19 protein-coding genes and 1 tRNA gene are annotated in these 22,754 nt (G+C 34.4%); 8 read left to right on the top strand and 12 right to left on the bottom strand.

Features of this window, described 5'->3' with window-relative positions; genetic code table 11:
* Positions 1-36: 36 nt before the first annotated feature.
* Positions 37-1,242 (bottom strand): cation:dicarboxylase symporter family transporter, encoded by a 1,206-nt coding sequence (locus PFY10_07830; GenBank protein ID WBV58354.1) that lies wholly within the window; start codon positions 1,240-1,242, stop codon positions 37-39.
* Positions 1,243-1,336: 94 nt separating this feature from the next.
* Here PFY10_07830 and PFY10_07825 point away from each other — a divergent pair, with 94 nt between their 5' ends.
* The 3 genes from PFY10_07825 to PFY10_07815 are packed head-to-tail and all read left to right on the top strand — an operon-like array spanning position 1,337 to position 3,123.
* On the top strand, positions 1,337-2,251 hold the full coding sequence (locus tag PFY10_07825; protein WBV58353.1) for a J domain-containing protein: 915 nt from the start codon (positions 1,337-1,339) through the stop codon (positions 2,249-2,251).
* A 3-nt stretch (positions 2,252-2,254) separates the two neighbouring features.
* On the top strand, positions 2,255-2,557 hold the full coding sequence (locus PFY10_07820; GenBank protein WBV58352.1) for a MerR family transcriptional regulator: 303 nt from the start codon (positions 2,255-2,257) through the stop codon (positions 2,555-2,557).
* 41 nt (positions 2,558-2,598) lie between these two features.
* Positions 2,599-3,123, top strand: coding sequence for a hypothetical protein (locus PFY10_07815; protein ID WBV58351.1), 525 nt, complete (start codon positions 2,599-2,601; stop codon positions 3,121-3,123).
* A 40-nt stretch (positions 3,124-3,163) separates the two neighbouring features.
* Here PFY10_07815 and PFY10_07810 read toward each other — a convergent pair whose 3' ends face one another.
* The gene (locus PFY10_07810) at positions 3,164-4,147 is read right to left on the bottom strand and encodes a pyridoxal-phosphate dependent enzyme (GenBank protein ID WBV58350.1); all 984 of its coding nucleotides are present in this window, start codon (positions 4,145-4,147) and stop codon (positions 3,164-3,166) included.
* A 124-nt stretch (positions 4,148-4,271) separates the two neighbouring features.
* Positions 4,272-5,501, bottom strand: a complete 1,230-nt coding sequence (locus PFY10_07805; GenBank protein WBV58349.1) for an FtsX-like permease family protein — start codon at positions 5,499-5,501, stop codon at positions 4,272-4,274.
* A gap of 4 nt (positions 5,502-5,505) precedes the next feature.
* Between PFY10_07805 and PFY10_07800 the strand changes: the two genes are divergently transcribed.
* Positions 5,506-6,702, top strand: a complete 1,197-nt coding sequence (locus PFY10_07800; protein ID WBV58348.1) for a DUF1343 domain-containing protein — start codon at positions 5,506-5,508, stop codon at positions 6,700-6,702.
* Here the strand turns inward: PFY10_07800 and PFY10_07795 are convergent.
* Genes PFY10_07795 through PFY10_07785 form a run of 3 tightly spaced genes read right to left on the bottom strand, consistent with a single transcriptional unit; the run spans position 6,699 to position 8,720 of the window.
* A complete protein-coding gene (locus tag PFY10_07795) occupies positions 6,699-6,905 on the bottom strand; it encodes a hypothetical protein (protein ID WBV58347.1) in 207 nt (68 codons plus the stop codon). The genes PFY10_07800 and PFY10_07795 overlap by 4 nt on opposite strands.
* Positions 6,906-6,909: 4 nt before the next feature.
* The gene (locus tag PFY10_07790) at positions 6,910-7,536 is read right to left on the bottom strand and encodes a DUF3575 domain-containing protein (GenBank protein WBV58346.1); all 627 of its coding nucleotides are present in this window, start codon (positions 7,534-7,536) and stop codon (positions 6,910-6,912) included.
* A gap of 8 nt (positions 7,537-7,544) precedes the next feature.
* Entirely contained in the window at positions 7,545-8,720 is a 1,176-nt protein-coding gene (locus PFY10_07785) for a thioredoxin family protein (GenBank protein WBV58345.1), read from the bottom strand.
* A gap of 227 nt (positions 8,721-8,947) precedes the next feature.
* On the opposite strand from PFY10_07785, the gene PFY10_07780 reads away from it, so the two are divergent.
* From PFY10_07780 to PFY10_07770, 3 genes are all read left to right on the top strand, one after another.
* Complete coding sequence (locus PFY10_07780; GenBank protein WBV58344.1) at positions 8,948-10,057, top strand: helix-turn-helix domain-containing protein; 1,110 nt, start codon at positions 8,948-8,950, stop codon at positions 10,055-10,057.
* Positions 10,058-10,221: 164 nt separating this feature from the next.
* Positions 10,222-11,241 carry an alpha/beta hydrolase gene (locus PFY10_07775; protein ID WBV58343.1) on the top strand — a complete coding sequence of 340 codons (1,020 nt, stop codon included), beginning with the start codon at positions 10,222-10,224 and terminating at the stop codon, positions 11,239-11,241.
* 3 nt (positions 11,242-11,244) lie between these two features.
* Positions 11,245-11,925, top strand: coding sequence for a hypothetical protein (locus tag PFY10_07770; protein ID WBV58342.1), 681 nt, complete (start codon positions 11,245-11,247; stop codon positions 11,923-11,925).
* A gap of 49 nt (positions 11,926-11,974) precedes the next feature.
* Here the strand turns inward: PFY10_07770 and PFY10_07765 are convergent, their stop codons facing one another.
* From PFY10_07765 to PFY10_07755, 3 genes are all read right to left on the bottom strand, one after another.
* Positions 11,975-14,176 carry a peptidase domain-containing ABC transporter gene (locus tag PFY10_07765; GenBank protein WBV58341.1) on the bottom strand — a complete coding sequence of 734 codons (2,202 nt, stop codon included), beginning with the start codon at positions 14,174-14,176 and terminating at the stop codon, positions 11,975-11,977.
* Entirely contained in the window at positions 14,176-15,504 is a 1,329-nt protein-coding gene (locus PFY10_07760; protein ID WBV58340.1) for a hypothetical protein, read from the bottom strand. The genes PFY10_07765 and PFY10_07760 overlap by 1 nt, the downstream gene beginning before the upstream one ends.
* A gap of 65 nt (positions 15,505-15,569) precedes the next feature.
* Positions 15,570-15,731 carry a hypothetical protein gene (locus PFY10_07755; protein ID WBV58339.1) on the bottom strand — a complete coding sequence of 54 codons (162 nt, stop codon included), beginning with the start codon at positions 15,729-15,731 and terminating at the stop codon, positions 15,570-15,572.
* Positions 15,732-16,103: 372 nt separating this feature from the next.
* On the opposite strand from PFY10_07755, the gene PFY10_07750 reads away from it, so the two are divergent.
* Positions 16,104-16,862: a LuxR C-terminal-related transcriptional regulator gene (locus PFY10_07750; protein ID WBV58338.1), complete on the top strand. Its 759-nt coding sequence runs from the start codon at positions 16,104-16,106 to the stop codon at positions 16,860-16,862.
* 419 nt (positions 16,863-17,281) lie between these two features.
* Here PFY10_07750 and PFY10_07745 read toward each other — a convergent pair.
* From PFY10_07745 to PFY10_07735, 3 genes are all read right to left on the bottom strand, one after another.
* Positions 17,282-17,354, bottom strand: a tRNA-Phe gene (locus PFY10_07745).
* Positions 17,355-17,509: 155 nt separating this feature from the next.
* Positions 17,510-18,856 carry a DUF3472 domain-containing protein gene (locus PFY10_07740; protein WBV58337.1) on the bottom strand — a complete coding sequence of 449 codons (1,347 nt, stop codon included), beginning with the start codon at positions 18,854-18,856 and terminating at the stop codon, positions 17,510-17,512.
* A gap of 673 nt (positions 18,857-19,529) precedes the next feature.
* A complete protein-coding gene (locus tag PFY10_07735) occupies positions 19,530-22,649 on the bottom strand; it encodes a M60 family metallopeptidase (protein ID WBV58336.1) in 3,120 nt (1,039 codons plus the stop codon).
* Positions 22,650-22,754 lie beyond the last annotated feature (105 nt).

Here is a 22,754-nt window from a genome sequence, read left to right as displayed (position 1 = left end):
ATTTTGAGTATTCCTCTTAAAAATTATAGTAACTTCTCAACCATCTACCTTTATGAACCTGTTTACAAACATGGCGGCAACAACATTTCCTACGGCATTTAGAACGGTAGCTAATGGATCTACCAATGTTCCGATAATCATTACGGCAGGAATTGCTTCATGAGGTAATTTATATACAGAAATCATCAGAAGTTCACCGATATAACCACCGTTAGGTATTCCGCCCTCAACAATACTTACAAATACCGTAATTCCCAAAGCTAAAATCAGGTTGGAAGGCTCAAAAAAATCTTTTCCGATAATTAGAAATGCGACATAAATCTTGATGATTGAAGATATGGATGATCCGTTTTTATGTAAAGTAGTTCCAATCGGAATAACGAGATTCGCAATAGAACTTGGTATTCCGATCTTCGAAGCTGCTTGCAAATTTGCAGGCATTGTTGCAAAGCTACTGCAGGTACTTAGAGCAGTTAGCGTAGGATAGGGCGCATTCGTCCAGAAATCCTTGACCCCTTTTTGCCCGTTGGCCATGAAGGTATATAGTGTGAAAAATAAAAAGAAATAGATGGTTCCCACGATGTAGTAGATACCTAGTGGCTTTCCGTAAAAACCAAAAAGCTGTGGACCCACAGTAGCAACCTGATAGGCAAAATAAGCCCCGAGCCCGATCGGAGCAAGCTTCATAACCAGTAAAAGCAGCTCTTTCATGACTTCGTATCCTGAAGCAAGGAAAAGCCTGAATGGCTGGCCGGTTTCTCCGGTTTTTCTTGCCGCAAAACCTGTTAAAAAAGCAAATATTAGCAGGGCGAGCATATTCTTTCTGGAAAACAGCTCTGTGAATTCACCAACTGTAAAGAAGCTTACAATCCTGTTTCCCCAGGTTTCATTGTCATTACCTTCAGAAATGATCTGTGAACTTCCTGAAATAGGAGACATAGGAAAAAGATAAACCGCAATAATGGTAAAAACAGCTGCTGTTAATATAAAAAATAGAAAGGTAAACGACATCATCGCAATGATCTTTCCAAATTTTGATTGTTGCTCTAAAGATGCTATAGAATTAGACACAGCAAAAAATACCAATGGAACAACGCTTACAAAAAGTAAATTAAGGAAAATGTCCCCAAGCGGTTTTATATAGCCTACAAAATCGGGAGCAGTGATCCCGATAATACTTCCAACTATGATTCCCAAGAGTAAAAATAAAATTCCAGAGTAGTTTTTAAATACTTCTTTCATGTATTGCTTTTTACCAAAGATAGGCTTATTTTTAACATATTATTGTATAATTTTCAGGGTTAAATTTTTTAAATTTGAGTAAATAAACGTTTCTATGGCTTATATAGATTACTATAAAATTCTGGGGGTAGATAAAAAAGCATCGCAGGAAGATATCAAAAAAGCATACCGAAAGCTGGCTCGGAAATTACATCCCGATCTTAATCCCGATGACAAAGAGGCTGAGAGAAAATTCAAGGAACTGAATGAAGCGAATGAGGTTCTCAGTAATCCGGAAAACCGAAGCAAATATGATAAGTACGGAGAAAACTGGAAACATGGGGAGGAATATGAAAAGGCTCAGCAGCAACAAAGACATTATCAAAATCAAGGGCAAGGTTACAGTGGTGGATTCTCCGGTGCAGATTTTGGAGAAGGAGAGGATTTTTCAGATTTTTTCCAGAGTATGTTTGGACAAGGCGGAGGTTTCGGAAGAAGCTCCCGAGGGAGTGCTTCCGGGAAATTTAAAGGACAGGATGTACAGGCTGAGCTTAATTTACATCTTAGAGATGCTGCCAAAACACATCCCCAAACGTTTGAGATTAATGGCAAAAAAGTGCGGATTACAATTCCCGCCGGAGTTTATGATGGTCAACAGATCAAATTAAAAGGTCACGGAAACCCCGGTATCAATGGAGGTCCTTCGGGAGATTTGTACATTACATTTAATATCTCACCTGATCCTGATTTTGAGAGGGTAGGAGATGATCTTAAAACGAAAGTTACTATTGATCTTTATACAGCTGTTTTGGGTGGTGATGTAAAAGTAAATACCCTGGACGGAAGCGTTAATTTAAAGGTTAAACCTGAGACTCAAAGTGGATTAACGGTGAGGTTGAAAGGAAAAGGGTTTCCCGTATATAAGAAAGAAGGTCAATTTGGAGACCTGTTCGTAACATATGAAGTGAAGTTGCCAACAAACCTTACTGAGAAACAAAAAGAACTTTTTGAACAACTTAAAAATTCTTAGATCATGGAAGAAAGAATATCACGGGAAGAACTCGTAAAAATATATAATATAGAAATTGCTTTCTTTGATGAGCTGGTAGACTGCGGCTTACTTGAGGTACAGACTGAAAATGATGTGCGCTATTTGATGTATGAAGATTTACCTGCTTTTGAAAGATTCACGAATTGGCATTATGATCTGGAAATAAACCTTCCCGGTTTAGAAGTTATTAATGATATGCTTCAGAAAATGACTGATCTTAAACAAAAAAATAGAGACTTACTGGCCAAACTTTCTGCAATAAGTGATCGATATGAGGATATTTAATTTAGTTTTGCAATCTGTAAACAAATTAAATTTTTTATACAATGGGTGACGAGAAAGTGATCAGACTACATGTAAACAGAAAAGATTTTGAAGAGATCTACTTTAAAGGAAACCAGGGAAGTTTGTTTTTCTCATCGGAGACCAGAAGTAAAACCATTATCACTATTGTTGTCGCTCTGATTTTTCTGATTACATTTTCCTTAAAAGAAAATTTAAGTAAAGAAAGCTTTGGAATTCTATATTTTATAAGTTTTGTTTTTCTTCTTTGTGCTGTATATCTTTCGGTAAGCATCAATAAGGTGTCCAGATGGAAAAAACAGGTCAAAAGATATCTGAAATCACTTGAGAATGCCGGTATTTATGAGATAAGATTCAATAATGAAACTTTCAATGTTAATCTTAATGAGCAGCATGAACTCAGCAGGTGGAGTGAATTTGTAACTGCAGAAACCCATGAAGACTATATTTCGATGGAAGGTAAATACAACTATATGTTTCCTGAAAAGTCAATGAGTAAACAAGATTACAGCGTATTGAAACAGGTAATAAAGAAAAATATTAAATAAAAAAATCAGAGCAGATCGCTCTGATTTTTTTATTTGCCTTTTAGTCTAGCCAGCCCATTTCCTTCATCCATTCATCATTGTAGATTTTACCTACATATCTTGAACCATGGTCATGGAGTAAAACAACAATCACGTCATCTTTGGTAAACTGATCTTTCATTTGTACCAATGCCGATATAGCACTTCCTGCTGAATATCCACAGAAAATCCCTTCTTCTTTTGCAAGCTTTCTTGCATAAATGGCACCATCTTTATCCGTTACTTTTTCAAAATGATCGATAACCGACATATCATAGTTTTCAGGAATAATATCTTCTCCGATTCCTTCAGTAATGTAAGTATATGCGTGATCATAGTGAAGTTCACCGGTCTCATGGAATTCTTTTAAAATAGAACCATAAGTATCAACACCAATTACTTTTATATTTTCATTTTTTTCTTTGAAGAACGTTCCACATCCTGTAATGGTTCCTCCTGTTCCGGCTCCGACTACAAAATGAGTAAGTTTTCCTTCTGTTTGTTCCCAGATTTCAGGAGCAGTAGATTCATAATGTGCTGCTCGGTTGGATAAATTATCATATTGATTCACATACCATCCGTTTTCAGTTTCTTTAGCTAATCTTTTTGAAACCGAATAATAAGAACGAGGGTCCGTAGGCTTCACATCTGTAGGACAAACAATAACTTCTGCTCCTACAGCACGTAAAATATCACATTTTTCTTTAGATTGTTTGGAATTGGTTACAAAAATACATTTGTACCCCTTGATGATAGCGGCAAGAGCTAATCCCATTCCTGTATTTCCGGAAGTTCCTTCAATGATTGTTCCGCCCGGTTTTAATCTGCCGTCTTTTTCGGCATCTTCGATCATTTTAACGGCCATTCTGTCTTTTACAGAATTTCCCGGGTTGAAAGTTTCTACTTTGGCTAAAACTAATGCAGGGAAATCCTCGCCCAAAACTTTGTTAAGTTTTACTAATGGAGTATTTCCGATAGTTTCAAGAATATTTTTTGCGTATTTCATACATAATTTATAAGCCTTGCAAAGATACAGCTTTAAAATTATTTATGAAGTTTGGCCACATGTAAAATGAACTATTAACAGATAAAGTATATTACCTCAATTGGAAAGAATAAACAATCTGAAATTAATTGTATTTGATCGCTTTAACCGGTGAAATCTTGCTGATCAGATAACTTGGAACGATCAATGCCAGTGCCGATATAATTAAAATTCCTACAGAGATTGAAATAATAGCAATAGGATTAAGGTCTACGGGAACTGTACTTACATAATAATTTTCAGGATTCAGCTTTATAATTCCAAAAAACTTCTGTAAAAGTAAGAGACCAAGGCCTATAATATTTCCGTATAAAAGCCCCGGAACCATTATTATTAAGGTATAATTAATAAATGTAGCCCTGATCTGGGAATTACTAGCTCCTAAAGTTTTTAAGAGACCGATTGAATTCGTCCTTTCAATGATAAGGATCAAAAGAACCATGATGATATTAATGATGACCACAATAAGCATGATAATAATGATCAATGCAATATTAGTGTCAAAAATGCTGATCCAGTCTGTAATCTGTGGGAATTTTTCTGTTGCTTTTTCCGCATAATTTTTATAGCCGATAAGCTTTTCAATTTCCGGGAAATCACTATCGATATCATTTACATTTTTAAAGAAGATATCCAGACCACCAATGTCATCCGGTTTCATATCCTGAATTTTTCTCACATGGTTGATTCCACCGATCACAAATTGTTCATCAATCATTTTAATGTCCGTTCGGTAAATTCCCACAACTTCAAATTTTCGATAAATAGGTTTCTGATCCGCCTTTGAAAATATGGTAACAATACTGTCTTTCACTTTTAAATGAAGGTCATTCGCGATCTTTTGTGAAATAGTTACCCCATGGTTATAGCCGACCTCTGTTACTTTGGGTGTTGTGCCGGCAACGAGAAATTTTTTAAAACGGGCACTGTCAAAGTCCTTGCCTACACCTTTGAAAATAATGCCTGCAAAATTATGCTCATTCCGCATAATTCCTGTAACCATAGCATATTTCTGAACACTTTCAACATCCGGAAGTGCTTTTATTTTCTGAATATTTAATCCCTGCTTATCAAGCACAGAAGTATTGTATGAAGAATTGGATCGTGTGGACTTTACGGTAATATGTCCGCTGAAATCTGCCAGTCTTTCTTTAATAGCTTTTTTTGAGCCAAATCCTGTAGATACGGTAATCAATGATACAATGATTCCTAAAGCTACAGAAAGCCTGCCTATGAAGATGATAACCCTTGAAAGATTATTTTTGTTATCTTTGGAAAACGCTATTTTTCTAGAGAAATATAAAGGAAAGTTCAAGCTTATGAATTTAGATTTCAAAATTAAAAATTTACTTCTTATTTGCCTAATTTTTTTAGGAGTATTCAATCAATATTATTCTCAGAATCAAACAAAAGATGGTTTTAAGACCGGTGCCGACCAGCCGGAAGTTTATTTACCGCTGCTAAAGGGAAAAACAATTGGTATTGTTACCAACCAAACGGGTTTGATGAAAGATCGTACTCACCTGGTCGATTTTTTAGTAAAAAACGGGATTAAGATAAAAGCTATTTTTGCCCCTGAGCATGGCTTTAGGGGAAATGCTGATGCTGGTGAAACTGTTAAAAATGGAGTAGACTCAAAAACAGGTGTGCCTATTGTTTCTTTATATGGAAGTAATAAAAAGCCGAAACCTGAACAGTTAAAAGGAATTGATATTGTAGTGTTTGATATTCAGGATGTCGGCATCAGATTCTATACTTATATTTCAACGTTAAGCTACCTTATGGAGGCCGGAGCCGAAAATAATGTTGAGATAATGGTATTGGACAGGCCTAATCCTCACGATGGATATATTGATGGACCTGTTTTAAAAAAGAAATGGGCTAGTTTTGTGGGAATGCATGAAGTTCCGGTTGTCTATGGTTTAACCATTGGTGAGTATGGAAAAATGGTCAACGGTGAAAAATGGCTGAAGAATGGAATGGAGGCAAAATATATTTTGGTTCCTATGAAGAATTATCATAAAAAGCTGCGATATGCTATTTCTGATAAGCCATCTCCCAACTTACCTAATGATAAAGCAATAAATTTATATCCGAGTTTATGTTTTTTTGAAGGAACACAGGTTTCTGTAGGAAGAGGTACAGATACTCCCTTTCAGGTATATGGTTCTCCCTGGACAAAAAGTCTTCCTTACCAGTTTACTCCAAAGCCTAATTTCGGGGCAAAAGATCCATTCCTGAACGGGCAATTATGTTATGGAGAAAATTTATCTGAGTATCCGAATGATTTGAGGGAACTTAATCTGGAATGGGTGATCAAAGCTTATAAAAATTATAAGAATCCTCAGCAGGATTTCTTTCTTAAAAACTTATGGTTCGATACTTTATCCGGAACTGATGAATTAAGAAAACAAATCATTGCCGGTAAATCAATACAAGAAATAAAGGCTTCGTGGAAGTCAGATTTAGAAAAATTTGAGAAAATCAGATCTAAATACGTGGTGTACGAAAACTAATCGAAATCTTGTGGTGGATTTTTGTCATTTTTACCTTTATTAAGGATAAAAAGCCCCACTGTTAATCCTATCACTCCTGCTGAAGCTGTCATTATTGCCCTTTGTAATTTGTCTGGGGCATCATTTCCAATGTAATTCATTAAAAAAAGGATAACAAAGGTGATAACCAATATAATAATGTGATTTTTTCCAAATAGTTTCATCGTGTTATTTTATTTTGTAAGAAATCATTATGCCGCCTCTATATGGTAATATTTCACCACTTTTATTAAATCCGGTAGCTACATCATAGCGTTTTCCTGTGGTGCGGTCATAGCCCTTATAAAAATCCTGAGAGGTTCCAACAGTTGCATAAACATCCAGATTCCAGTTTTCTGAAAGCTGAAACTGGTAACCCGCAGTAACTCCAATGATCAGTGAAACTCCTTTTTGATACAGATTGGACTTTTTGTATTTTTCGCCTCTGTCATTGGTGTATGTGCCAGAACCCCAGTAATTCCATTTTTGCAATACAAAAGAAGATGCTGCAAGGTTGGCACCCACATACCAGTGTTTGAAAGCTTCATCAAAATAATATCTACCCTCTAAGGAAACAGAATAATACTGAAATTCATGTCCGGCGAAAGATTTCCATGGAGAAACAAATACATCACCCTGTAAAGTATACTTTTTACTAAGCTGATATTCTAATCCTCCGTTTAGAACTCCTATTGGAAGAAAAAGGGCATTGCCTTTTACGTATAAACTTTTCCCCTTTTCTGTAGCCTGTTCCTGGGCATTCAAATTTCCTAGTGAAAACAGACTCATAAAACTTACAAACAATTTATATTTCATTCTGAAGTTTATTTGATTTGTTTAAGCAATCCTTCGGCCAAAGTTGCGTCTTTATTGGATTGAACAGCCATATTTTTCGACATTTCAGCATACGTTTTTGCCATATCTTTATTTCCTGTTAAGAAATAGAGCTTTGCCAGAATAAAGGTGTTTTCAGAAGTCTCTCCTCTCATAACAGATTTCTCTGCCCATTCAACCGCTTTCTTTAATGAGGATGTTGTTTTTACATGCTCGGAGAATATCCACGCGGCTTTAAGTAATTGATTAGGCTCAAAGGAATCAGAATTTTTGTAATATGCTAAAGCTGCTTTTTCATATTCAGGAAAATTATTATTTTGTTCATAATAACTAAGTTTAGTCTGATTCAGCTTAATTTCAGCCTCATATTTCCCAACCAAGGGTTCTGCTGTTTTCAGAAAATAGTCATCATTTACCCTCTTATTTTTGTCGTCAATCGATTCGGCTACTACCTTGGATAAAATAAGCTGATGATCAAATTCTTTATAGGTTTCCTCAGGAAGATATTTGATAATTTCTGATTTTCTGGAAGCGAAAATTTTATAATTAGGATCCTCAACGGATTTTAAAAAGAATAAAAGAAATCCAATGTCATCTTTAGACAGTTCTTCAGTTTTCTTTTTATTTTCAAAGTATCTTTCAGAGGCTTTTTTTGCAAAATCAAAATCTGAAGTAGAATTTAATTTCATTACGTTGATCAAAAATTCAGGGTCTTTTTCACCCGATGCAAAACGATCTTTTAATGACCCTTTTTTGTTATTGGGTGAATTGATGTCCTGTGCCATCGTTAGGAAAACACTTTCTTCCATATAACCGAGATTTTGAGAGATGAGCTCCCCATCACCGTTCAGAAACAAGTAAGTCGGATAGGAACGAACTCCGTATTTGGCGGCAATTTCTCTGCCTTCTCCTTTCTCCATATCAAATCTTGCATTTACAAAATTGGCGTTATAGTAATCTCCCACCGATTTCTTTGTAAATACATTTTTCTCCATCAGTTTACAAGGGCCACACCATGAAGCGTAAGCATCAATGAAAACTATTTTGTTTTCTTTCTTAGCTTTGGCAATTAGGTCTTTAAAAGGGATATCCTGAAACTGGATGGATTCCTGGGCAAAAAGAATTACAGTGAAAAAAACAAATAATCCGGAGATAATCTTCTTCATTTGATTAAAATTTGTAGGCGAAGATAGTTAATTTTCAAGAGATAGATTGAAAATGAGAAGGCCAGATAGAGGACATTAACTAATTTTAAGAACTTAATTAATCGATTGTAAAACTTGTTTTCTATATCCTGTCTTATTTAATATCATTCAATAGAAGTTATTCTTTATTTTTGTGAATTAGATGATTATAATTTATTGCACCATTAACTAAAAAACTGAAGCTTTTTATGCTTTATCTTTCCGGGGTTTTTATTGCTTTCTTTTTGACATTTCTTTTGCTTACAAAACGGAATAAAAGCTCTGCTGATTTTATTTTATGTGGATGGTTATTTACAATTGGTGTCAATTTATTAACACATTATCTCTTTCTTACTTATCAGTATAAAGAATATCCTTCTTTAATACTTTTAGGTTTTACACTACCGTTACTTTATGGACCGTTTTTATACCTCTATGTAAGAAAACAAACTTCTCCTAAACCTTTTTCAGCAGTACAGCTGTTACATTTTTTACCTTTTGTGATATGTAATTTATCTTTTCTTTCATTTTATATGGCACCCTTTGATGAAAGGGTTAGTATTTTTAAACATGAGGGAAGGGAATTCGAGATTGAATTGCTTTTCAGGCTATATGGTATATACATTTCAGGAATCATTTATGTGATCATTTCTTTATTTATTTTATATAGATTCCGCAAAAATATGGTCCAGCAGTTTTCAAATACAGAAAAAATAAACTTTAAGTGGTTGTTGTATCTTATTATCTGGATTGGGCTGATCTGGGGATTGGTTCTTTGGAATGACAATGCAAATATTATTTATGGTGCAGTTGCTGTTTTTATCATGTGGTTGGGATATTTCGGGATCAAGCAGGTACAGGTTTTCAATTATTCTAATTCATTTTTTACTGCTGAAGAAAGCCTGACAGAAGTAGTTACATCTCCAATAATAGTAGGCGGTGAAGATAAAAAGTATCAAAAATCAGGATTAACACAGGAAAATATTGATGATATCCATTACAGATTACTTGAGGTTTTAAACGAAGAAAAACCGTTCCTAAATCCCAATCTCACCTTAAATGAATTGTCTCAGTTGCTTAAAGTCCATCCGAACTATCTTTCCCAGGTAATTAATTCTAAGGAAAATAAAAACTTCTACGAATTAATTAATGAAAAGAGGATAGAAGAGTTTTTGCACAAAATTTCGGAACCGGAAAGCAGGCATTATACTTTTCTGGCTATTGCCTTTGAATGTGGTTTTAATTCCAAAACATCCTTCAACCGGAATTTTAAAAAATATATGGGTATTACCCCCACTGAATACCAAAAAAAGCTGTAATTCTTATCTTTTATAGTTTCATCTTCCAGGGAATAGTTTCATGTTTCATATAATATTGGTAATCAGATTTTTATATTGGTTGTTTTTCTTGGGTCAGCTTTCCTGTTGGGGCGTATAGCTTTTGGGTTTGATGAATCTTTGCATCAATATTTTAAACCCAAACTATGACAACATTGAGAAAAAAAAGAGGGTTACTGACCTCTTTTACAATTTTTGCATTACTGTTCTCCTGTACTGATGGAAGAACAATTGATGAACCCGGAAACTTAGTTCCTAAGACAGTTGATCAGGATTCTTCACTACCATCAATACGCGTAAATGGCTCTCTGCTCCATTCAGAAGCATTCGGCCCTGAAAATGGGACCCTAATTATTGCTATCCATGGAGGACCCGGAGGTGATTACAGATATTTATTAAATTGTAAAGATCTCGCTAATAAAGGATACAGAGTCGTTTTCTATGATCAGAGAGGTTCTGGTCTTTCCCAGCGTTTTCCTAAGAATTCATATAAATCATTAGGAGCAGGAGCTATTGATCTTATGTATGACGAATTATCCTCAGTAATAGCTTATTACCGTAAAAGCTCTAATCAAAAAGTAATCTTATTAGGGCATTCCTGGGGAGCCATACTGGCTTCAGGATATGTGGGAAAGTATCCAAACGCTGTTCAGGGGATTGTTTTATGTGAACCGGGCGGATTGAAATGGGATGATATTACTGACTATGTAAAAGAGTCCAGATCATTTAAACTCTGGAGTGAGATCTTGAATGATGCAACCTATATTGATCAGTTTATATCCGGGAAGGAGGATCAGCACGAAATACTGGATTATAAAATGTCTATGCTGACATCGAAAAACGATATTACTGGTGAAGGAGACTTTGATCCCGGCATGAGCTGGAGAAGTGGGGCTGTAATTATGGATGCATTATTTGATGTAGGAGAGGAATACAATTCCGATTTTTCTAAGGGGTTGCAGAATTACAATGCTCCTGTGTTATTCTTTTACAGTGAAAGAAATAAAGCTTATCCTGATTCCTGGGCACAGAAAATAACTTCAGATTATAATCATGTGGAAAAGGTTAAGGTTTCCGGTGTTGGACATGATGGTATTATTACCAATCAGAATGCGTGGAATTCCCAGACCAAGCCTAAAATTATCAATTTTATCAACAATCTTTAACAAATGAAAAATAATAAACTATATATAAAAATAACTTTTTTTATACTGATCTGTAATGTTGTGAAATCACAAACGGTTAACTGGGCTGGGCTTGAAAATGGAGAAAGACATATTCTTAATGCAAACATTGGTGCCGAATATGGTGCTGTTTTGGGGCTAGGATACGGATATAAATTTCATGGTAAGTTATTTCCCACAATTGTAAATATTGAGGTCTCCACACCGGCTGGTGAAGATTTATTTGATGACTTTAAAACAAAAGCAGGAGCTCATGTGAGATGGATAAAAGTTGGGGATTTCCATTTTTCAACAAAAGTTCAGGGAGTTTTCCGGAAGTTTGAAAACGAGAATGTTCAGCTTCTGAATTTTGGGGTGGATATGTCCGGAACAATTGGGTATTACAGGCAGAGATGGTTTGGAGCGTTGGAAATTGGCTTTGATAAAGCCATTGTTACTCATTTCAAACATTCCGATCACTATAAAGAAATTTATCCGGCAGTAAAAGATGGCTGGTATGAACCGGCGACCGGAGGAAACTTTTATGCTGCCATACAAGGAGGATATACATTCAGCAACCAGGAAATATATCTGAAAATAGGAGGGATTGTTTCTCAGGATTTGAAAACGAAACCACAACTGCCATATCTTTTACAAGTTGGATATAATTATAAGTTGCCTTTTTAAGTGTTAATGCCGGATTAAAATCCGGCATTTTACTATTGTCTGTAGCTAATTATGCTCCCAGTTCAAGTTGGTTTTTAACCAGATTAAAATAATCAGATTTTTTTTCCACCAATGATTGGTGGTTGCCTTGTTCTACGATCTCTCCCTTTTTCAAAACAATGATCTGATCTGCATTTTTAACGGTTGAAAGCCTGTGTGCAATAATTAAAACAGTTTTGCCTTTAAAGAATTCCTGTAAATGATCATGGATTACCTTTTCGTTTTCCGCGTCCAGAGCTGAGGTGGCCTCATCAAAGAAGACAAAATAGGGTTGTTTATAAACTGCTCTTGCAATCAGTATCCTTTGTTTTTGCCCACCGGAAATTCCATTTCCTGAAGCTCCGATCTTTGTGTTTAGTCCTAAAGGAAGTTCATCTACAAATGATTTAATATTCGCAGTTTTAAGGGCGAAATTGAGTACATCGTCATCTGGAATTTCTTCTCCTGTTGCAATGTTTCTTTCAATAGTATCAGAAAAAATATATCCATCCTGCATAACCACTCCGCAGTTTTTTCTTAAATTTTTTGGAGATATTTCTTTTAAATTAGAGTGATTAAAATAAATATCACCAGAGGTCGGTTCATAGAACTTCAATAATAATTTCATTAATGTTGTTTTGCCACTACCACTTGCTCCGACAATAGCGGTAACTTTTCCTTGGGGAATAAAAAGATCAATATCCTTGAGAACAAACGGTGATTGAGGTCCCTCATATTGAAAAGAAACATTCTTAAAATAAATTCCTTTTTCAATTCCGTTTTGGGTGGTATATTTTTCATTCATTAACGGAAGCAAGTCTTCCTGTTCTTCTTCCGGGTGATTTTGAACTTCATTTAAACGCGATAAACTTAGTTTAGCGTCCTGTAAAGATTTAAAAAAACTAATCAATTGGCTAACCGGAGAATTCATTTGTCCAATAATGTATGATACACTCAGTAAAGCCCCTAGTGTCATATGTCCCTTCACCACAAAAGAGGCAGCGAGGAAAGTAACAATAATGTTTTTTAGCTGATTGATGAATTCGAATCCGGAAAGCTGGATTTGATCAAGTTTTAGAATTCTGATATTTACTTTAAATAATTTTTGTTGGATTTCTTCCCATTCTTTACGTTTGTGCTCTTCGAACTGATTAAGTTTCATCTCAGAAATGCCATTAATGATTTCGTAAATGGATTCCTGATTTTCACTTTTTTCACGAAATCTGAAATAATCTAACGATTTTATTTTTTTTAACCAATATAAGGACCATATAACTGATATTATGGTTAATACAAAATAGGTAGCAAGAATTCTGAAATCATACGTCCAAAGAACCACAAAAAATACCGAAAAGGTAATCATTGAGAATAATGTTGATAAACTTTGAGAAGTAAGAAAAAGTTCTATCCGCTCGTGATCCTGTATTCTTTGATTGAAATCACCCATGAATTTGGTATCAAAAAATTTGATGGGAAGGCTCATCAGTTTTTTAAGAAATTCGGAAATGATTTTAATATTTAATTTACTTCCAACGCTTAGCATAATCCAGTTGCGGAAAACTCCTAATATGATATTCCCAAGAAAAAATGCCAGTTGAGCGAGAAGAATGTAGGTAATGATGTTAAGGTTTTTCTTGTTGACACCGTCATCAATTAGCTTCTGAGTTAATATGGGAAAAGCCAGAGTAGCTAGTGTTCCAAGAAGAAGGATAAAAGAAAGCCAGATAAATTGTTTTTTATGTGGGCTTAGGTATTGATAAATATATTGTAATGATACTTTTTTATCTTTAATATTGTTATTCTGGAAAAAAGTTTCTGTAGGCTCCAATAGCAAAACGATGCCTTTATCAGAGTTTTTCAGCCAGGCCTTTTTAAATTCGGTTTCAGGTAATTTAATGATCCCATGGGCGGGATCGGCAATTGTGTAAATTTTCTCTTTATTGTAAAAATATTTCGAAATTTTGGTGAGAACGACAAAGTGATTTTGGTTCCAATGTATAACACATGGTAAGAATTCATTTTTTAAATCCCCAATTGAAAGTTGTGTTACTAAAGTTTTAAACCCAAGTTTAGATGCTGCATTGTTCATGCTTAAAATAGAAACACCTTCCTTTGAAATAAAGCAATGGTCACGTAAGTACTGTAGTCCATATGCTTTGCCATAATAAGCCGTTATCATAGCTAAACATGATGGACCACAGTCCATTTTATCATGTTGAGGAATAAATTTCATTACTTTTCTTCTAATAATATATCCTCTGTTTGTTTCACTGTTCTCTTTTCGCCTACAATTTCAATTCCTCTTTTGTTATAGATCATGGAAAGGAAATAGAGTCCGGCTTCAATAGGCCAATCTGTTTCCAGATCTTTTAACAATTCGGAAACCCTCCAGTTTTTATGCGTATTTAGATTATCTATTATATTTTTTAATTCAGGATGATATCTCATTTCTATTTTAGAACCTCTTACAAAAAGATAGAATGTGTCTTTATTTTCATCCACATTATAAATCATTTTAAATGGTTCACAAGCATGAATTTCTTTTTCAAGTAAAAATTCGTAGTTATCTATATCATATTTATCTTCTAATTCTCTTGTTTGTGGAGGAGCCTGCCATCCTGCATTGCTTAGTAAACTGTGTTTGTATTCATCATACAGATATTTAAAAAACGATTCAGTAGATCCTTTTAACAAGTCTTCGTCTAGTTTTAAAAGGGAAAGAAACTCTTCAAATGTCTGATGATTTTCTAAATAATTATGTTGAGGTTCAATAACGTCTTTATTAATATCCAGATAGTTGGTATAAAAAGTATTGAGTACTCTGTCAAAAAATTTAACTTTCGACGGGTTATTAAACCAAAATGTTACACCAACGGAAAGATCATCACTTTTGCCGATATGAAATTTATTCCATGGCATAAAGAACAGGTCTCCTGCTCCAAAATCATATCTTTCGGCATGTTCAAGCAGGGGATCTATATCAAAATTATTGTGTTTTGTACCGGTAAGGTCTTTGTATTTTTCCTGATCCCATATGTACATTGTTTTTTCACCGGGACCTAAGTGGAAGTGTAGTACATTTTCACCTTTATGATCCTGATGTATTCCTAAGGGAGTCCATCCGTAGTTTCCTATAAATACCGTCACATCTACTCCTGTCGCCGGAATACCAATAATTTCCAGTAAAGGTTGAGTAATGAGTCTAAGTTCCTTTGATATGTAATCTGAGTGTTTTTCAAGAAAATTGACGATTAGTCCGAACTTCTCTTTGAAAACCCGGTTACAATATTCTATAATTTCTTCATTTTCAAAAGGAGGATTTTTATATAATTCATCAACAAAATCATTGTTCTCCTTTCCTTTTCCTTGTGAAGGGAAGTAAAGTCTGAAACCATCGTGATCTTTAGTTTTAAATCTGTTGATCAGTCCATCGACAACTGCTTCCTTCAGTTTTTTGATTAAATCTTCTGAGATTACATCTTTAACCACACATGTCTGTGTGAAATTTTTATTGATATTGATGAAATTCTCCCAAAATTCTTTGTTGAAATTTGTTTCCATAGTATTATAAGTTTTTGAAATAAAAAAGCAACAGAGAATGGATATCCTCTGTTGCCTGGTAATATTTAAGAAACTACCTGTACCACTTGTACTACTTGACGTACTTGACGTACAACTACGTTGTCAGCTTCTTGTGCTCCGAATCCACCTCTTACTTTGTTTTGTTCTAGTGGAGAAAGGTCTCTTACTTTCAAAAACTCTTTTGCGTTAAAATTTGCTTTTTTCATGATAATAAATTTTTAAAATGATTTTATGTGGCTCAAAGTTTATAGACATTAGTTCCTTCGTTGGTCTCTTCTTGCAAGAAAGTATTGTTCACATCCCTCTTTTAAAATTTAAAGAAAGACTGTTTTGCTTTTAATGATTATTTCTCTCTATAATTAAAAATATTCTGAAGTTATTTAATTCCTTTTTTATTGAGATAATTTCACATAATAACCTCCTGTTTAACAGGTAATTATTTTTACATAGATGTCTTTGTCGTGGGAATTATTTTTCATAAATTTATACGGATTGATTTAATTAAATACTACACTTTAGTGTAAAAATGATATTTAAATTAATCGTATATATGAAAAACAATAACCAAATTTAAATTTATGAGTGAAAATGTTAATAGCTTCTTTTTTGCTGAACCTGCAATGAAAGAGGCTTCAAATGAAGAGTCTTTACCAGTGAATAATTATCTTGAGGTAACAGATGCATTATCAAGGGCAATTTATATGAGCGTGTTCATTATTGATTATCAAAAAAGAAATTTTGAATACGTTTCTGAGAATCCATTATTCCTTTGTGGTAATACCCCCGAAGAGGTTAAAAAAATGGGGTATGACTTTTATTTTAAATATGTTCAGAAAAGTGATGCTGATTTATTATCGAAGATCAATAGGCTCGGTTCTGAATTTTATGAGAGAATTCCTGCAGAAGAAAGAAAATACTACACGCTTTCATATGATATTCATCTGTTGAATAATAATAAGGCCATCCTGGTTAATCAAAAACTGACTCCTCTCTTTTTAACCGATGAAGGAAAAATATGGAAAGCTATGGGAGTGGTTTCTTTGTCCACAAATACGGATTCCGGAAATATAACTATTTTAAGGCAGGGGACAAATGATTATTGGTGGTATGATACTCAAAGAGAAATGTGGAGAAATGAGGAAAAGATTAAGTTAACAGAAAGGGAAATGGATGTTTTGCGATATTATGCACAGGGTTATACAATCAATAAGATTGCAGAGAAAATTTTTGTATCACCGGATACCATTAAGTTTTATCGAAGAAAGTTGTTTGAAAAAATGCAGGTAAGTAATATCTCAGAAGCTTTAGCTTTCGTAACGAATAATAAATTGTTGTAAAAGAATATCGAATTGAAATTTTATTATATCACACTTATCTTATTAATAAAAAAGATATTTTTAATAGTTGATTCTGCAGATATTAATTTAGTCTTTTAAAGTTAACCACAGCAAGGCTATTATTGAAAATGAAATTTTTTATTTGAAAGAGATTTATCTTGACAAAAAATATCAATGCTGTATTGCGGCTAATGAAGATATGAGGGAAAAGACGATCTTTGTCAAACGATTAAATGTAAACTTTTTATAGTAAAAATCATCCGGGGAAAGTTAAGAGTTGTTTTCCTATATGAAAGATTAAAGAAAAGGAAAGTGCCTTTTGTTGTTTTAGGTTTTGAAATCCTAAATGATAATGGTATTATTTCAGAGTAATCTTGAAATACAAAGCAAAAAAAACCACCTTTTTTAAGGTGGTTTTGTGGTTTCTCCAGGAATCGAACCAGGGACACATGGATTTTCAATCCATTGCTCTACCAACTGAGCTAAGAAACCAATATGATAGTTTTGTGTTACTTCGTTGTTTAAAGTGGGTGCAAAAATAGTAATTTTTAGCTTACCATGCAATAAAAACTGAAAATAAATAAAATAAAAAAGCCAGTTTTCGTTTTGTTTAAAACTAACTGGCTGATTATTTTTATGTTGTAATTTTAAGGAAGTGTCGAAAAATTGATATTCGGAGCCTGGGTAGGCGCAGTAACAGAAAATTGAGAGCCAGGCGCAACAACAGTATTAAAGAATCCTCCATTTTGTAAAAAGAAAGCATTGCCACTCGTTCCTCCCATTGCATCTATTCTTTGTTGTGCATTGTAGGTATTGTCTACACTGAATTTTGCTCCTGAAATAGCGATCCAGTTGCCATCCGAAGTTCTTGCCCATTGATTTTTGAATTCTGCTTTTCGTCCCTGATATCCATTCTCCGGATTAAAATTTTCAACAAAACTGTAGAAGCTCTTAAGATAAGTGCTGGTTTGAGGTCTCTTCCAGCTGGCAATAAGTTTCCATGTTGTGGTATCAGGCGATAAGAACCAGGCTGTAAAATCAGTTTTTCCACTACCATCCGGCTCTCCTTTTAACAGGAATTTATAGGTTTGTCCTGCTGTCCAGTTGTATTTATAATAGCTTTGGCCTCCCGAACCTTCATTGCCGAATTCTCCAACTGTTACTCCGGTTCCGGCTCTGTTTAAAATGATTTTATGATCAGGAGGAACATTATTCGGATCATCTGTGTCAAACGGACTCCATACGGAGAAAAGGATTCTTCTTTCTGTAGCAGAGTTTACCTGCATTCCAAAATAGCCGGCACTAAACCCGTTTGCCATAAAATAAGAGCCTATCTTGTCTTCTCCGGCCGGAACAGTTACTTCATTGTAGTAATAGCTCACATTACTGGTTGTTGGAATTGTATAGTTCAGATGGCATGACGGCCCTCTGCGTGCCCAATAATAGTAGGAAGGATCATTACTGTAAATATTGGTTCCGGTAGAAGCTGCTCCACTAAAAGTAATATCCGTAACATCTGCAAAGTATCCGCCTGTTTTGGTGACGCCCTGAAGATCAACTTTTACATAACCCGGAGAGGAAATAGTAAAATCTCCAACAGAATAATCCGTATAAGCTGATCCAGTTAAAGTAACATTTTTGGATGTGTTACCGATTGTTACTTTTACTGTGCTGGTACCGGAAGGGACAGAAGCTTTTAGTCCGATATGTAAGGCTCCGGTATTGCCCACCTTGAAATAAGTACTGATCACAGTGTTGGAATTAGTCCAGTTACCCAATTTTGTAGAAGTAATAACTTCGGATGCACCCGAAGGCTTTACTGTTATAAAAGAATTTCCTGCGACCGGAACATTGAAGGAAGACGTGGTTTTTAAAGCTGAAGCGCTTTTTTGTGTAGTAACAGTGTCCTCCGCTACTACAGTGGTTTCTGCACACGACTGAAAAATAAGTAGGGCAACACCTAAAAAGGTATTTGTTAATTTTTTTGTCCTCATAATATGTTTGTAATTTGGTTTACGTCTACTAATTTAATTTTTTTATGGATATAATAAAAGTTTATTTCACATATTGTAGATTAAATAAAAATCTAAATTTATAATATTAAAAAGTTGTTAGTGCAGTTGTATAATTTTAAAGATTTTATACTTTGTCTTTTCAGGAATCAGACATGTATTAAAGAAGTTTAGAGGAGACATTAAGACTCATTAGATATCCCCATAAACCACCGATTTTGTAAATTTTTCTTTAAATAGAGGCTTATCATAGGTTGTTTTCCAGAAGAAATAATTACAGTAGTAATTTATGTATTTTTAACCATGGTTAAATCCCTTTGTTTTGTACAAAACAAAGGGATTTACAACATAATCAGATATTTATTTCAACCATTTTAATGTGTTAATTTATCCAGTTTAATTACTGATGGCTATCATTTTGATTAAATTAATACAAAATGCTATAAGTTTATTTACACCAATTTTGTAATACTAACTATAAACTGATATTAAATAAAAATTGGTATTTACTTATTTGCTGACAATAATATGGTCGGCAGTATAAAAAATAACTTTTTACTAATCAACAATCTTCGGAAATCGTTTCAAGCATTCATTTATTTTTAAATATTATAAACTGTAACAATTTGCTGAATTGTAAAGCTTATAAAGAATATTATTCTTTAATAATCTTAGATTGATAGGTATTGGTTCCATCATTTATTGAAACAACATAAATTCCAGTTTTCAAATCTTGAATTTTATCGTTAATTTCCTTATTTATCTCTCTTAAAGAGCCTTTTGCTAAAATAAGTGGCTTCCCAGTCACATCATACAATCCTGCTTTCAGATTTTCTTTTGAATTTTTAAAATCAATAACTAATTTTTGGCCATTTTTTAAAGGATTCGGATAAACAGTAAATTCATTATTATTTCTCTTAATATCATCAACAACTAATGTAATTGCCGGATAAACCAGTATTTTTTGTCCATTGTATCCCACGGCATACACCTTCATTGCGTTCGAAGGATAATCTACATAAGTATTTGTCAATGTAGTATCTCCTGTTCCTACAATAGAAACACTGATTAGCTGGCTACTTGAATTATAGGTTTCAAAGGCAACAGCATTATTCCATTTAGAATTATCTACCAATAAGAACTGTCCTTGTGTATTGGTTGTGATCTGTGCACCAACACCCGTAATCCCTGAAACAGGCTGCATATTCTTGAATGCATTTACACTATTAGCTGAAAGATAATTGATGACCGGAGATACAGGTTTGGCATATCCCTTTGCCAGGACATAGCTTTTCACATCATCAATCATGCTTTGGGTAATTGTCATTTGAGCATTGGTGTAATCTGATATGATACCGTTTATTGGCTTTAAAAAACCGGTGCTAGTGAAGAAATCCGTAAGGTCCTCTTGTACGGCGTCACAGGCATTTTTTACAAAATTCATCACCAATTGCCCTTGGGTAAACTGGCTTTCGTTTGTATTTCTTACTTTCTCAGCTACTGTAGCAAACCAATGTGCATAATCTACTCCCGGACCTGTAGGGGTAACTGTAGGGGTATCTTCATCAGACATATCTGAATCAAATGCAAGGGTTGCAGCACCTTTTGAAGCGCCTGCCAATTGATAATACAATTCTAATTGCCAAAATGGAATAAGGCTTCTGAAATTCGCATCAGCGGGATTCACATAATCTGTTCTGAATTGATCCATAATACTCTTCCCGTTAATTTGTGTCTGAATAATAATTTCTCCAAATCTGTTTCCAGCTACTTTAGGAAAGGCTGTTTTATCGGCAATTTCACCTTCCAGCCTTGTAAATCTGTTACTCCCTGTAGGTAAGTACATATTATAATAGGCCCACAATGAGTATAAATTGTTAGTGATTTCTGTTGTACCAACCCATTTTAGTCCTGGCCTTACCTGGTTGATATGACCTAATTCATGTCCCACACCCCAAATATCAAGTCCTGATGCTGAAGTTGAATTGGATAATCCCCAAGTAAGATCTAAATGAACTCCTAAACCTCCTGCAAACCATCCTCCTGTAGATTCCATATAAACAAGCTGCCTGTTTTTAAAGTTTTTATTGAATTTATAGAAGCCCATCATTTCTCTTTCAGACTTGGCAATTGCATCATACTTATCTATCAAAGGCTGGGCGGTTGTGAAATGGAAATTGCTTACCGCAGACTTATTGGTAACCAGTTTTGTATAATAACCTTCTATATCAATTTTTGGATAGACATCATTAGTCAGCATTTCTGCCCATTCTGTAGGGGTTGTACCTTTTTTATAAATACCATTTACAATACCTGCTGTGATATTTACAGTTACCGGGGCGGCATTTACATTATCAGTGTAATATGAAATATATCCCAAACCTGTATTAGCAATAGCGAGGATATTTATTCCATTTTTTAGTTCGTATGTTTTTTCAGGAGACGCCCCTTCAGTAGCAAAATCTCTTATTTTTAAGTAAACTTTGTTTTCAGAGGTAATATCTTTCGCAAAAACAATAGCAGTGGTATTAGGCTGAAATGCTATCCCTGTAGGGTTTTCATATCCGTTATAATTTCCAATTTTATATTGGGTATTTATTGATTCAATTGTCTTGTATGCCGTAAAAGTCTGTACCCTATATTTTTTATTGTAGGTATTATTAAATAAACACTGAGCTAATCCTTTTATGAAAGGTGAGGAAATGGCATCAATATCCTGCTGGGTTACAGTTGTTTTTAAAGCACTGAAAATAGAATCATTAAAAATATTTGAATAAGCTGAAGGATTAAAACTATTAGAACTCGTCTGAAAAAATTCCATTTCGGCACAGCTTGCAAAGTTATTTTTGCCATCAAGAACTTCAATTTTTATAGTTAAAGGAGTAATGGCGGAAGGAAAATTTACCGTTTTTATTGCAGATGTCTGCCCAAAATTTTGAGTAGAAATAGTAATGTATGCTGGATTAGAAATTGTATTATAACTTATTTTTACATTTCCAAAAAGTCCGTTTGGTCCGCCATCCTGTCTGGGTGTGTACCTTAAATAATTTATAGCTGTTTGTCCATTAAACTTGTAAATTAGAGAAATAGGAAAAGTAGCTGCTGTTGCATTCCAACTACAATGATAAAGTGTACTTACATCACCATCAAAGGATTTCTCTATATTTTCTCCCGATTGGAAACTTGAGGCCGAAGATCCTGCCACCTGAGGCAATACTGGGATATCTGCATAAGCTGAAAACTCATTAGTTGCCAGTGTACATTCTGTTTGTACAGGATCCATCTGTTCTGTAGAATAAAATTCCATCTCAGCACAACTTGAAAAATTATTTTGGGCACTGAGGACATCAATCCTAATAACAGCAGGATGAACTATTGCTGTCGGCAAATCTATAGTTTTTGCCGTATTATCAGCTGCCCAGGAAATAACCCCGGTTGCTGTTATAAAAACTGTAGGATCGGATTGGGTAGAATAAGAAACTTTCACACTTGTCCAGATTCCGTTTGGGCCCGTTGTTCTAGGTTTGTAGACTAACCTTTTTATACTTTTTACCCGGTTGGAAAATTTGAAATTTAACTGGTCCGGAAGTGCTGTGCTCAAATTATATTGAGAATGATAAAGAGTATTCACATTATTATCAATACTCTGTCCAGCCTCCTGTCCTGATTGTGCGGGCTGTAACGAATTTACATATGCTACAGGCATCTTATACTGCTGTGCGAAAGCTGTCTGTAAAACGAGTAGAAATGAGAGAATAAAATAATTGTTTTTCATTTGGTGTAGATTTTTGATTAAAAAAATAACAAAGCAATAATCTATAGCTGTTAGACAAATCCAGCTTTGATTTGTTTTTGAATAGTAATTGTATTAAGCAATCTT

The organism is Chryseobacterium daecheongense, from assembly GCA_027920525.1.
In the GTDB taxonomy this organism is placed as follows: domain Bacteria; phylum Bacteroidota; class Bacteroidia; order Flavobacteriales; family Weeksellaceae; genus Chryseobacterium; species Chryseobacterium proteolyticum.
The sequence above is the reverse complement of the archived record's forward strand: the minus strand, read 5'-3'. Positions and strand labels throughout refer to the sequence as shown.

What these genes read in the sequence shown, in the direction of transcription:
- PFY10_07780 (WBV58344.1), top strand. Translation starts at nt 8,948, where the DNA reads ATGCTTTATCTTTCCGGGGTTTTTATTGCTTTCTTTTTGACATTTCTT.
- PFY10_07765 (WBV58341.1), bottom strand. Translation starts at nt 14,176, where the DNA reads ATGAAATTTATTCCTCAACATGATAAAATGGACTGTGGTCCATCATGT.
- PFY10_07795 (WBV58347.1), bottom strand. Translation starts at nt 6,905, where the DNA reads ATGAAACTATTTGGAAAAAATCACATTATTATATTGGTTATCACCTTT.
- PFY10_07755 (WBV58339.1), bottom strand. Translation starts at nt 15,731, where the DNA reads ATGAAAAAAGCAAATTTTAACGCAAAAGAGTTTTTGAAAGTAAGAGAC.
- PFY10_07770 (WBV58342.1), top strand. Translation starts at nt 11,245, where the DNA reads ATGAAAAATAATAAACTATATATAAAAATAACTTTTTTTATACTGATC.
- PFY10_07825 (WBV58353.1), top strand. Translation starts at nt 1,337, where the DNA reads ATGGCTTATATAGATTACTATAAAATTCTGGGGGTAGATAAAAAAGCA.
- PFY10_07830 (WBV58354.1), bottom strand. Translation starts at nt 1,242, where the DNA reads ATGAAAGAAGTATTTAAAAACTACTCTGGAATTTTATTTTTACTCTTG.
- PFY10_07775 (WBV58343.1), top strand. Translation starts at nt 10,222, where the DNA reads ATGACAACATTGAGAAAAAAAAGAGGGTTACTGACCTCTTTTACAATT.
- PFY10_07815 (WBV58351.1), top strand. Translation starts at nt 2,599, where the DNA reads ATGGGTGACGAGAAAGTGATCAGACTACATGTAAACAGAAAAGATTTT.
- PFY10_07785 (WBV58345.1), bottom strand. Translation starts at nt 8,720, where the DNA reads ATGAAGAAGATTATCTCCGGATTATTTGTTTTTTTCACTGTAATTCTT.
- PFY10_07760 (WBV58340.1), bottom strand. Translation starts at nt 15,504, where the DNA reads ATGGAAACAAATTTCAACAAAGAATTTTGGGAGAATTTCATCAATATC.
- PFY10_07735 (WBV58336.1), bottom strand. Translation starts at nt 22,649, where the DNA reads ATGAAAAACAATTATTTTATTCTCTCATTTCTACTCGTTTTACAGACA.
- PFY10_07790 (WBV58346.1), bottom strand. Translation starts at nt 7,536, where the DNA reads ATGAAATATAAATTGTTTGTAAGTTTTATGAGTCTGTTTTCACTAGGA.
- PFY10_07800 (WBV58348.1), top strand. Translation starts at nt 5,506, where the DNA reads ATGAATTTAGATTTCAAAATTAAAAATTTACTTCTTATTTGCCTAATT.
- PFY10_07740 (WBV58337.1), bottom strand. Translation starts at nt 18,856, where the DNA reads ATGAGGACAAAAAAATTAACAAATACCTTTTTAGGTGTTGCCCTACTT.
- PFY10_07750 (WBV58338.1), top strand. Translation starts at nt 16,104, where the DNA reads ATGAGTGAAAATGTTAATAGCTTCTTTTTTGCTGAACCTGCAATGAAA.
- PFY10_07810 (WBV58350.1), bottom strand. Translation starts at nt 4,147, where the DNA reads ATGAAATACGCAAAAAATATTCTTGAAACTATCGGAAATACTCCATTA.
- PFY10_07820 (WBV58352.1), top strand. Translation starts at nt 2,255, where the DNA reads ATGGAAGAAAGAATATCACGGGAAGAACTCGTAAAAATATATAATATA.